At 56.9% G+C, this 10,613-nt stretch carries 12 protein-coding genes and 2 tRNA genes; 6 read left to right on the top strand and 8 right to left on the bottom strand.

Features of this window, described 5'->3' with window-relative positions:
* The coding region (locus tag BQ7486_RS12475) for an AlbA family DNA-binding domain-containing protein (RefSeq protein WP_420865536.1) at window positions 1–211 on the bottom strand (211 nt) is incomplete at its 3' end.
* A gap of 365 nt (window positions 212–576) precedes the next feature.
* Here BQ7486_RS12475 and BQ7486_RS04285 point away from each other — a divergent pair.
* A tRNA-Leu gene (locus BQ7486_RS04285) sits at window positions 577–661 on the top strand.
* A gap of 146 nt (window positions 662–807) precedes the next feature.
* The gene (locus tag BQ7486_RS11900; protein ID WP_154666308.1) at window positions 808–954 is read left to right on the top strand and encodes a hypothetical protein; all 147 of its coding nucleotides are present in this window, start codon (window positions 808–810) and stop codon (window positions 952–954) included.
* A 159-nt stretch (window positions 955–1,113) separates the two neighbouring features.
* On the opposite strand, the gene BQ7486_RS12200 is transcribed toward BQ7486_RS11900, so the two are convergent.
* The gene (locus BQ7486_RS12200; protein ID WP_143183037.1) at window positions 1,114–1,437 is read right to left on the bottom strand and encodes an ATP-binding protein; all 324 of its coding nucleotides are present in this window, start codon (window positions 1,435–1,437) and stop codon (window positions 1,114–1,116) included.
* Window positions 1,437–2,729: an IS21 family transposase gene (gene istA / locus BQ7486_RS04270; protein WP_162272207.1), complete on the bottom strand. Its 1,293-nt coding sequence runs from the start codon at window positions 2,727–2,729 to the stop codon at window positions 1,437–1,439. The genes BQ7486_RS12200 and istA overlap by 1 nt, the downstream gene beginning before the upstream one ends.
* Before the next feature lie 133 nt (window positions 2,730–2,862).
* On the opposite strand from istA, the gene BQ7486_RS04265 reads away from it, so the two are divergent.
* Window positions 2,863–3,117 carry a hypothetical protein gene (locus tag BQ7486_RS04265; RefSeq protein ID WP_143183036.1) on the top strand — a complete coding sequence of 85 codons (255 nt, stop codon included), beginning with the start codon at window positions 2,863–2,865 and terminating at the stop codon, window positions 3,115–3,117.
* Between the two features lie 82 nt (window positions 3,118–3,199).
* Here BQ7486_RS04265 and BQ7486_RS04260 read toward each other — a convergent pair whose 3' ends face one another.
* The 5 genes from BQ7486_RS04260 to BQ7486_RS04240 all read right to left on the bottom strand — a co-directional run bounded on the left by BQ7486_RS04260 (window position 3,200) and on the right by BQ7486_RS04240 (window position 6,625).
* Complete coding sequence (locus tag BQ7486_RS04260; RefSeq protein WP_022373393.1) at window positions 3,200–3,742, bottom strand: type II toxin-antitoxin system antitoxin SocA domain-containing protein; 543 nt, start codon at window positions 3,740–3,742, stop codon at window positions 3,200–3,202.
* Between the two features lie 54 nt (window positions 3,743–3,796).
* Window positions 3,797–3,873, bottom strand: a tRNA-Pro gene (locus tag BQ7486_RS04255).
* Between the two features lie 25 nt (window positions 3,874–3,898).
* Window positions 3,899–4,888 carry a polyprenyl synthetase family protein gene (locus tag BQ7486_RS04250; RefSeq protein ID WP_074009084.1) on the bottom strand — a complete coding sequence of 330 codons (990 nt, stop codon included), beginning with the start codon at window positions 4,886–4,888 and terminating at the stop codon, window positions 3,899–3,901.
* A gap of 129 nt (window positions 4,889–5,017) precedes the next feature.
* Window positions 5,018–5,671, bottom strand: a complete 654-nt coding sequence (locus tag BQ7486_RS04245; RefSeq protein WP_074009083.1) for a LuxR C-terminal-related transcriptional regulator — start codon at window positions 5,669–5,671, stop codon at window positions 5,018–5,020.
* 12 nt (window positions 5,672–5,683) lie between these two features.
* Complete coding sequence (locus BQ7486_RS04240) at window positions 5,684–6,625, bottom strand: transaldolase (RefSeq protein WP_074009082.1); 942 nt, start codon at window positions 6,623–6,625, stop codon at window positions 5,684–5,686.
* 292 nt (window positions 6,626–6,917) lie between these two features.
* On the opposite strand from BQ7486_RS04240, the gene carA reads away from it, so the two are divergent.
* From carA to carB, 3 genes are all read left to right on the top strand, one after another.
* Window positions 6,918–8,096 (top strand): glutamine-hydrolyzing carbamoyl-phosphate synthase small subunit, encoded by a 1,179-nt coding sequence (carA, locus tag BQ7486_RS04235; protein ID WP_074009081.1) that lies wholly within the window; start codon window positions 6,918–6,920, stop codon window positions 8,094–8,096.
* Window positions 8,096–8,707, top strand: coding sequence for a D-sedoheptulose 7-phosphate isomerase (gmhA, locus tag BQ7486_RS04230; RefSeq protein WP_022373388.1), 612 nt, complete (start codon window positions 8,096–8,098; stop codon window positions 8,705–8,707). The genes carA and gmhA overlap by 1 nt, the downstream gene beginning before the upstream one ends.
* A partial coding sequence (gene carB, locus BQ7486_RS04225; RefSeq protein ID WP_074009080.1) for a carbamoyl-phosphate synthase large subunit occupies window positions 8,700–10,613 on the top strand: 1,914 nt, incomplete at its 3' end. The genes gmhA and carB, both read left to right, overlap by 8 nt.

The following is a 10,613-nucleotide window of genomic DNA, read 5'->3' as shown; positions in this document are numbered from 1 at the left end:
GATGGTTATAAGAGACAGTCATTGAGAAAGGACGCAGTTTTCCCGCCGTGACATGTACATGCACTACAGCGATTTCGTTTTCTCTCAGCACCTCTGCGGAGATACACCCGATCATAGAGGGGCAGATGCGGCGGGCAGCGGTGGCGATGTTTCTGATGATTCGCTCAGGGCAGTCCACGCCGACCGGACGGCCGTCATTATCCACTCCGATGTAGAGATCGCCTCCGGCGGTGTTGGCAAAGGCGACCAGCGTTTCAGTGACCGGCGCTTTGTCCCAGGTTTTCCGGACAGCGGTTGTGAGTGTGTCAAATTTCGGCAGGACGAGAGTTATGCAATTGAGTGTTTGTCAATCGATCGCATCGATCTGATCGATTAACTTATTGAAAATAAACGGTAAAACAAGATGCCTGCTGATGATTTAAAACATGTATGATCGATTTTATATCAATTGGGGTATGGATAATCGGATGACTTTTGAAGTGCCGTTTTTTTCCCAACCTGTTGCAATTGCCCGCGAAAATCGGGATAATTCACGACCTGTCGTTTCCCGGCGGTTTCTTCGCCGGCCGACAAAGTGCCCGAGTGGCGGAATGGTAGACGCAGAGGACTCAAAATCCTCCGCCTAATAAGCGTAAGAGTTCGAGTCTCTTCTCGGGCACCATCCGCAAGTTCTCTTGTTTCCTTTCCTTGTAGTTAAGTCATATTTTTTTCTGACTGTCCTGCCAAAGCATCGGGATGTGAGCCGTTCTCTTGGTGCATAAACAAGACAAATTGTCAGAACAGTGAAAGCTACTCAACTGAGGTCTTGTGTTCGACCACTTTTCTGATATCCCACAGCGTCTGAATTTTGCGGTCCTTCAGAACCTGTATCGTTTCGAGTTCGACTACGAGAACGTCACCTTTGCCGAATCGCTCTTTGCCACTGTCAACGGCCTGCAGAAACTGTTGATCTGAGATTGATGCAAAAACAGAAGTTTGTTCACTCGCGGGTAGGTGACAGAAGGACATTGCAAAACATCGGCTTTCTCTTGGTCAAATTTAAGGCGTGCCTGAAAATTGAGCTTCTGCAATGAAAATGCTTGTATCCAAGATGCCTCTTGTCATCGGCGAGTTCTACGAGACGGTGCTTAAACCGATGGCACTTGAAAAGGGCGGCATTACGGCCATGNTAGTCCCGGGGTTGATAGACGGCTGCGCCGTCAGATCGAAATCTTCCAGCTTCTTGATCGTCGGCAGATGCGCCGACTGCAGCAACTGCTTGAAGCGATTGCATTCACGCTGTTGCACTTCCTTGCCGAAGGCGTACTCGATAGCCTGACGGGGCGTCATTTTGGCCTGCGCAATATTCTCGAGAACTTCGGTCATGTGGTCGCGCAGATAGGGCAGACGCAAACGATCGGCCAGAGAGCAGAGCCTCTCATCAGATTCACGGCTCATCACTCTTGCTCCTTGGGCTCGGTCCAGCCGATGCTGTCGTCATAGGCACGCGTATCGGCGCTGAGAGCGCTGCGGTGCTCACTGTAAGCTTGCCACTGAGGATCCTCGGCAAGCTTGTCCCGACTCTTGTCGTAGGCATCCTTCTCGATCTCACCGTTTGACAGATTTTGAGCTTGAGGGTTAAATACATCGGCGGTCTTATCGAGTGTGGCTACCATAACACCCCCTTGCAACACAGAAATCGTTGCCTCGTCGATCTGAATCTGCACCTTCATTCCGACAAGATGTTGGGGGACTCGGTAGTACTTGTTGTCAACACGGATAAGACCGTCGTTGTTGCCGACCTTGCGAGTCTCCACGTAGGTGTGGATCATCGGCGGCTTACTGAGCGCACGCATTTTGGGGAGCTCGATTTGCCACCTCTGGGCAGGAGTCCGAGGACCGTCAAACACCGTCGAGAGCTTGCGCTCGTCGGAAGATCGGCACCAAGCCTCAAGCCACAGGTTCCAATCCTCGATGGTGGGTTTGTTGACGCCGGCCAGATTGCCTTTGAGATACTTCACCCCCGATTCCACTTTTCCCTTGCTGCGAGGCTTACACACGGCGGTCGCAATCGGCTTGAGACCGTAGTAGGTGCAGAACTGGTAGAAGCGCTCGGTAAAGCGTTCGACCGCCGTCTTGGCATAGTGGTTGCGAACCAGACTGGAAGCGTTGTCGCACACGATGCAGTAAGGCAGACCGCCGAAGTAGCGGAAGGCCGACTCAAGCCCGTCCAGCCAGGCAGTCTGGGTCTCAGACGGATAGGCCTTGGCAAACAATCGGCGTGAGTAACCGAGCTTGCAAACAAAAAAGTGCAGGCGTGTCATCTTCCCGCCCAACCGAACAACCTTCTCGCCGAAGTCGATCTGCAACTGCTGTGCCGGAGCAGTCTCGTAGCGACCGTGAATAGCCTGCTGCTGCAGGCAAGCTCGGGCAGCCTCACGAAACGGCTTGCAAAACCGCTCAAGCGTTCTCAGGGGGATGTCAACGCCGTAAGTCTCACGCAACAAACTCTGCAGTGGTGGACAGCGGCTCTCGCACGTGTAGAAGCTGTTTCGCACCTCGTCGGAGTGCTCGGCCAGAAAGCGGCCGGCCTGACTGCGGGTGTCTCGGCGGGGTTGGTCGGTATCCGTCTGCAGGCACCGCTTAACCGTGTTGCGTGCCATGCCCAAGATCCGGGCGACATGGCGGATGGGTTTGTGTTCTTCAAGAACAAGTTGCCGCACAAGAAGACGGCATTCTTTGGTAATCATGGTTTTGGAACCTCCGTTGTGATGAACAACGGAACCCATGATCCTCGACTTTCTCGTCATTGTAAAAGTACCTCACGACGCCCCCTCGAGGTGGGTCAAAATTAATGTCGTTTGGTGGGTACTTTAGTATGTCGTGCAACAGGCCATGACCATTGTGCCCCTGGGGGCACTTGCGGTGAAGACTTCGCCGCTTCTCATCCGCTCTTATATCCCGGAACTGCAGGACGCGGGCGTTGTGAACGGATCAGGTGACATTATCGATCTTGACCGCCTGCAGGTTTTTGCGCTTGACTACCTGAAAAAGCAGCCCTTTGAGCTTGCGGGGTACAAAGCGATGCCTGAAGACGTACAAAAGCTCTACGACCTTTCGGTAAAGTACGCACTGTAACGGATAAATTTCTGTAGGTTCCTCCACGAGTTGTGGAGGTGTATGGCTTGGAGAATTGACTGCGAACAGGTTCGACCGCAAGCTATATCAGCTTTTGCTGAACCGTTGCCAGGTCATCCGCTTCCTTGAGATTTTCAAGGAAGGCCGCAATCTCCCGCGGTGTTTTTCCTCCGGCAACCAGGATCTGTGTATCTGTGATCGTCGCAGTCACGCCTGATTGCCACTCCGGGCAAAGCCCGTTCTGAAGCAGAACTTTGAGTTCTGCTTCAGAGAGTTTCCCGAATTGTGCCCAGATGCTGTCAGCCGTCTCAATGTCCGCGGCGGAAAGGTGATCAAAACTTGGTTTGCAGGTTGTCGCAAGTCTCAGCCCGTGGGGGCCTCGGGCAAAGCCGTCCGCGGCCGGTGATGCTTCGCCGGAGAAAAGAGCCGCAACGTCGGTAAGCATTGGTCCGTCGGGCAGGGCTTCTGCGGAGCTGCCGGTAAATCGCTCGGCATGCCGAAGTAAAAAGGCTCTTTCAGCGAGGTAAAGGAGCAGCAAGAGGCTGAAGGCCGAAACACTCGTACCGGCGAGCCAAAGGAGACGGGCTGCAAGCTCAATGGCTTTTTCTCGATGGAAGACAGGCATGGCAGGAAATAAAAACAGGGAGACAACTAAAAAGTTATCTCCCTGTCGAAATTCTGGTCGGGGTGAGAGGATTCGAACCTCCGACTCCTACGTCCCGAACGTAGTACTCTACCAGGCTGAGCTACACCCCGAAACTTCGTACGGCATCAGGACTTTTTATCGGTCCCGCTCCGCTGCGAAGGACAGAAACTTTATCAGAGATTCGCGGAATTGTCCAGCCGGAAGAGAATTTAATGCTTCCACGCCTTTTTTTGCCTCTTCAAGCGCCCGTGCGTGGCACTTTTCGATGGCTCCGGTTTCCACAACGATGCGGCTGATTGCCTCAAAGTCACCGTCTCCGGCGCGGATGGCTGCGCGGATCATTTCCTTGTCCGCGTCAGAAGTCGCCTGCAGTGCGTAGATCACGGGAAGCGTCACCTTGCCTTCGCGAAGGTCAGCTCCGAGGTTTTTGCCGATGTCGGCGGCCACGCCCTTGTAGTCAAGGATGTCGTCAGCGATCTGGAAAGCGTTACCAAGGCAGAGGGCATACTGTGCACAGGCGTCTTCGTAGGCCTTGGGGGCGTCAGCTAAAGCTGCTGCCATGTGTGCCGCGGCTTCAAAAAGGCACGCGGTCTTGCGTTCGATCACGGCAAAGTAGCGCTTTTCATCGACATCCGGATCGTGGGTATTGGCCATCTGCAGGACTTCGCCCTCGCTTAAGCGGTTGGCGGCATCGGCCAGCGCCTGCATCACCCGAAGGTTTCCGGCTCTCACCATCATTTGAAATGAGCGCGTGTAGAGGAAGTCCCCGACGAGCACCGCAGGGCCGTTACCCCAGCGGGCGTTGGCGGTTTCCCGTCCCCGGCGCATCATGCCTTCATCGACCACATCGTCGTGCATGAGCGTTGCGGTGTGAAGAATCTCAATCACAGCACCGAGAAAGGGTGCCGCCTTTGTCTTTTCTCCCATGGCGCGCGCCATCAGGATGAGAAGCGCCGGGCGCATGCGTTTGCCGCCCGCCTGCGTGATGTAGCGCCCGATTTCCTGCACGCGGGCAACGGAACTTGACATCTCTTCGGCGATGACGCGTTCGACTTCAGCCATATCGGCGGCAATGGGAGCAAGCGCCGCACGGACGGCTTCTTTGGTGGCGGTAGTGGTGGCCATGGTGAAAAACAGAAAGTTGATTAAGGAGGCTGTACGGCAGAAAAACCATCTGAAGCACAGAACCATGGACGCAATGATAGCCGCGGCGGGTGCCCTTGACTGCGCGGCCGTCCTAAAACGCTTTTTGGTTTATTGAATCAGGTGCAGCTGCCGCGCTTCGTAAACGGCTTCGCCGCGCGAGTGGACGTTAAGCTTTTTGTAGATCTTCTTGACGTGCGTGGTGACGGTGTGTTCGCTGATCGAAAGAATCTCAGCAATTGCCGTCAACGTGAGGCCCTTAGCGAGGAGCCCCATGATGTCAAGCTCCCGGCGCGAGAGGATGTCGCTTGCGGGCGCAGGCGCCGCGGTGTTTCTTGAGTGCAGGGCGCGCAAAACCGAACGGGCGATGAGGGGGCTCACAGGCGACCCGCCCGCAGCCATCACCTTAAGGCTGTCAGCAATACGCGGCGCATCGTCCGTGACGAGAATGTAGCCGTCGGCTCCGGCCTCCACGCTTTGCATGACGGTGTTTTCTTCGCTCACGTCCGTGGCAATGAGGATATGGGCATCCGGATTTTTTTTAAGCACCGCGCGCGTGATTTCCGCGCCGCACCCGTCCGGAAGCCGGGCGTTTACGACCGCTAGATCCACGGGCGTGCGGTCAATCAGGGGCATCGCACGACGTTTGTTGGGGGCCGTTGCCGCCAGATGAAACGCCGAGTCCTGCATGAGCTCAAGCATGTAGTGCCGCATCCGGATTTCGTCCGGTTCGACAATGAGAACCCGCCATGCCGCCGTTGTCATCGCCCTGTTTCCTTAATGCAGCAGGCCTTCGAGTTTTTCGGTGTCCGCGGCAAAGCTGCGGATCCCCTGGGCAAGTTTGCCGTTAGCCAGGGGCGAAGCGTTTAACGCATACCGAAAGTCGCATTCTGAGATCGTGAGGGACTCAACGGACTTGAGTTTCTCAGCGTCCAAAACGCGGGGCAGAGGGGCAAAGGTTGTGTTGAGTTCGTCGATAAATTTCGGCGCAATCGTGAGGAGGTCGCAGCCGGCAAGCGCCGTGATTTCCCCTTTGTTGCGGAAACTCGCTCCCATCACTTGGGTTTTGCTGCCGCTTGCTTTAAGTGCCTTCCAGATCCGTGTGACGGACTGTACGCCCGGGTCGTTCACGCCCGCCATCGCGGTTTCGTCCCAGAGGGCGCCTTCCTTGGCTTTGTACCAGTCGTAGATGCGGCCCACAAACGGGCTGATGAGCGTTGCCCTGGCCTGCGAGGCGGCTATGGCCTGCGGCAGGTCAAAGATAAGCGTCATGTTGCAGTGAATGCCTTCAAGCTCCAGCACGCGCGCAGCCTGTGTGCCTTCCCACGTGCAGGCAATCTTGATGAGAATCCGTTCGCGTGAAATGCCGAGCGCTTCATAAAGCGCAATGATGCGGCGGGCTTTTTCCACCGTGGCGCGCGGATTAAAGGAGAGGCGGGCGTCGACTTCGGTACTTACGCGCCCAGGAATGTGACGCAGGATTTCAGCGCCGAAGGCGGTCAAAACCCGGTCAATGCGGTCAGAGGCCGATTCCGGGGCCCGGCGGGCTTCGCGCAAAACCGCTTCGCCCCGCGGCGTCATGGCGGCTTTGAGAATGAGCGAGGGGTTGGTGGTGGCTTCCGTGGGCCGCACGCGCGCAATTTCATCAATGTCGCCGGTATCGGCCACAACCGTGGTCCAGGTCTTTAGCTGCGAGAGCTCGCTCTTGGTGTCTGTCATTTTTATCTTTTGTAAAAGATGTATCGGACCCTGCCGGGCAGGGCCTCTCCCTGTTTTCGCTTTATCCTACCGAAATCCTGCAGAGACGGTATCGGGAAAAAGCTGCAGAACTGTTGCGGGATAGCGGCTGTGAGCTACTTAAATCGGCCTAGAAAATTCGGCTTATCCCGAAGAGAGGAAAGCGCGGCTGAAAGCTATAATTTGTCGATTTTACCGACGCTCGGGGAAGTGACCGTTTTACCGGGCGCCGCTGACGACTGACAGTTAAGATTTTTTCGTGCGGGAGACTATCTTGAGATCCATTCAAACCGATACACGCCCTCAGGCAGCGCTGGTGCTTGCCGACGGTACGGTATTTCGCGGCCGCAGCCTGGGTGCTGCGGGCACCGTGACGGCCGAAGTGGTGTTTAACACCTCGATGACGGGGTATCAGGAAATACTCACGGATCCGAGCTACACCGGCCAGATTGTGACGCTTACCTATCCGCATATCGGTAACGTGGGCGTGAACCCCTCTGACGAAGAAAGCGCCCGTGTGGCCGCCGCGGGCCTTATCGTGCGCTGCGCTTCCCCCGTTGTGAGTAACTTCCGTGCGACCGACGACTTGTCTTCCTACCTCAAAAAGGCCGGGACGGTTGCGGTAAGCGACATCGATACCCGCGCTCTGGTGCGGCGCCTGAGAACGTTCGGCGCACAGGCGGGCTGCCTTGTGGCCGCAAAGGAAGGAGCTTTAACCGACGCCGACATTGAGGCGGCCAAAAAGGCGGCTGCCTCCTGGGGCTCGATGGTGGGGCGCGATCTCGCGGCAGAAGTCTCCACGAAGACGACGTACGAATGGAAGGAAGGCCTCTGGGGCCTTAAGGCTGCTGACGGCGAGCCCGGCTTTAATAAGCCCGAAACCTTTAAGTACAAGGTTGTTGCCTACGACTTCGGCATCAAGCGCAACATTTTGCGCGAGATGGCCGAGCGCGGCATGGAAGTGACCGTGGTGCCCGCGACCACGCCCGTGTCTGAGGTTCTCGCGATGAACCCGGACGGCGTCTTCCTCTCCAACGGGCCCGGTGACCCCGAGCCCTGCACCTACGCCATCGAAACGGCGCGCGTGTGCCTTGAAAAGAAGATCCCCCTCTTCGGTATCTGCCTCGGGCATCAGATCATGGGCCTTGCCTGCGGCGGTAAGACCCTCAAGATGAAATTCGGCCACCACGGCGGCAACCACCCGGTGGTGGATCTCAAGACTAAGCGCGTCTACATCACGAGCCAGAACCACGGGTTTGCGGTGGATGCGGCGACGCTTCCGGAAGGGGTTGAGGCAAGCCACAAGAGCCTTTTTGACGGGTCGCTGCAGGGGCTGCGGTTTGTCGACGCCCCGGCAATCAGCTTTCAGGGGCACCCTGAAGCAAGCCCCGGTCCGCACGATATTGCCCCCTTGTTTGACCGCTTTGCCGAACTCATGCGGAGCCGCCGCTGATGACGGGCGCTGACGTAGTCCTTGCGGACTTGACTGAAGCCAGACAGGCCCTTGACGCCCTGATCGCCGACAAAGCGATGCTGGAGGCGGTGGCTGCGGCCGGACACCTGATTGCTCAAAGCCAGAAGGCGGGCGGCACGGTGATGAGCTGCGGCAACGGCGGAAGTCTCTGCGACGCCATGCACTTTGCCGAGGAGATGACGGGGCGCTACCGCCAAAACCGCCGTCCCTACCGCGCGCAGGCGATCGCAGACGCCTCGCACCTTGCGTGTGTCGCAAACGACTTCGGCTACGAAGACGTCTTTTCCCGCTGGGTTGAGGCTTTCGGCAAGCCCGGCGATGTGCTTTTGGCGATCACGACCTCAGGCACGAGCAAAAACGTCGTCAAGGCCGCGCGTACGGCGCGCGAAAAGGGTGTCAAGGTGATTGCCCTTACAGGGAAAGCCGGCTCAGAAATCACGAAACTGGCCGACATCGCGGTCGTCACCCCGGGCGGCGCCTGGGCCGACCGCGTGCAGGAACTGCACATTAAAGTTATTCATATTCTGATTGAGCTCGTTGAGCGTGAGCTTGATCCCAAAAATTATCAGACGGGTAGTGAACATGCCTAAACGTACCGACATTAAATCCATCATGATTCTCGGGGCCGGTCCGATTGTGATCGGCCAAGCCTGCGAATTTGACTATTCCGGCGCACAGGCGTGTAAGGCGCTCCGGGAAGAGGGTTACCGCGTGATTCTGGTGAACTCCAACCCCGCCACCATCATGACCGACCCGGATACGGCGGACGCCACTTATATCGAACCCTTAAACGTGAAGGTGGTGGAGCGCATCATCGCGCGCGAAAAACCGGACGCCATTCTCCCCACGATGGGCGGGCAGACGGCCTTAAACCTCGCGATGGAATTGGACGAAAAGGGCATTCTTAAAAAGTACGATGTGGAACTCATCGGCGCTTCGCCCGAAGCGATCGATAAGGCCGAAGACCGTCAGCGCTTTAAGGAAGCGATGACCCGCATCGGGCTTGAGTCCGCGCGCTCGGGGATTGCCTACAACATGTCGGAGGCGCTGGCTGTTCAGCAGCGCGTGGGCTTTCCCGCGGTGATCCGCCCGTCCTTTACGCTCGGCGGCTCCGGCGGCGGCATTGCCTACAACATGCAGGAATTCGTGGAAATCTGCGAGCGTGGTCTCGCGCTTTCCCCGACGCACGAACTTCTCATTGAAGAGTCGCTTCTCGGGTGGAAAGAGTACGAGATGGAAGTCGTGCGCGATAAGGCGGATAACTGCATCATCGTCTGCTCCATCGAAAACTTCGACCCCATGGGCATTCATACGGGTGACTCGATTACGGTGGCTCCGGCGCAGACCCTCACGGACCGCGAGTACCAGATCATGCGTGACGCGTCGATTGCGGTGCTGCGTGAAATCGGTGTGGATACGGGCGGCAGCAACGTGCAGTTTGCCGTGAACCCCAAAAACGGGCGTCTGATTGTCATCGAAATGAATCCGCGTGTCTCGCGCTCCTCGGCCCTGGCCTCCAAGGCAACGGGGTTCCCGATTGCCAAGGTCGCTGCCAAACTTGCGGTGGGCTACACGCTTGACGAACTCAAAAACGACATCACCGGGGGCGCTACGCCCGCGTCCTTTGAGCCGACGATTGACTACGTTGTCACCAAGGTCCCGCGTTTTGCCTTTGAGAAGTTCCCGCAGGCCGATGACCGTCTCACCACGCAGATGAAGTCCGTGGGTGAAGTGATGGCGATCGGGTCGTCCTTCCAGGAGTCGCTCCAGAAGGCGTTGCGCGGTCTTGAAACCGGTAAGGACGGTTTGACGCCCTTGTCCACGGACCGCGAAGAAATCATTCACGAAATCAGCGAAGCCGGTCCGGAACGCATTTTCTATGTGGCTGACGCCATGCGTCTGGGGCTTACCAACGACGAAATCCATGAGATGACGTCGATTGATCCCTGGTTCCTCGCGCAGATGAGAGAGCTTATTGACATCGAAAAGCGCGTGGAAGGCGTAAATCTTGCCGATATCAGCCGCGAAGATCTGTTCTTTTTAAAGCAGAAGGGCTTTTCCGACAAGCGTCTTGCCAAACTCACGGGGTGCCATGAAGACGACGTCCGTAACCGCCGTCATGCCCTCAATATCCGCCCGGTTTATAAGCGCGTGGATACCTGCGCCGCGGAATTTGAAACGAAGACCGCGTACATGTATTCGACCTACCAGACGGAAGACGAATCGCAGCCCTCGGATAAAAAGAAGATCGTCGTTTTGGGCGGCGGCCCCAACCGAATCGGTCAGGGTATCGAATTTGACTACTGCTGCGTGCATGCGGCGCTTGCGATGCGCGAAGACGGTTACGAAACGATTATGGTGAACTGCAACCCCGAGACCGTTTCGACCGACTACGACACCTCCGACCGCCTCTACTTTGAACCGGTCACGCTTGAAGACGTTCTGGAAATCTGCCACAGCGAAAAACCCGCGGGCGTGATTGTTCAGTACGGCGGG

The organism is Duodenibacillus massiliensis, assembly GCF_900128485.1.
Lineage (GTDB): Bacteria > Pseudomonadota > Gammaproteobacteria > Burkholderiales > Burkholderiaceae_F > Duodenibacillus > Duodenibacillus massiliensis.
The sequence above is the reverse complement of the archived record's forward strand: the minus strand, read 5'-3'. Positions and strand labels throughout refer to the sequence as shown.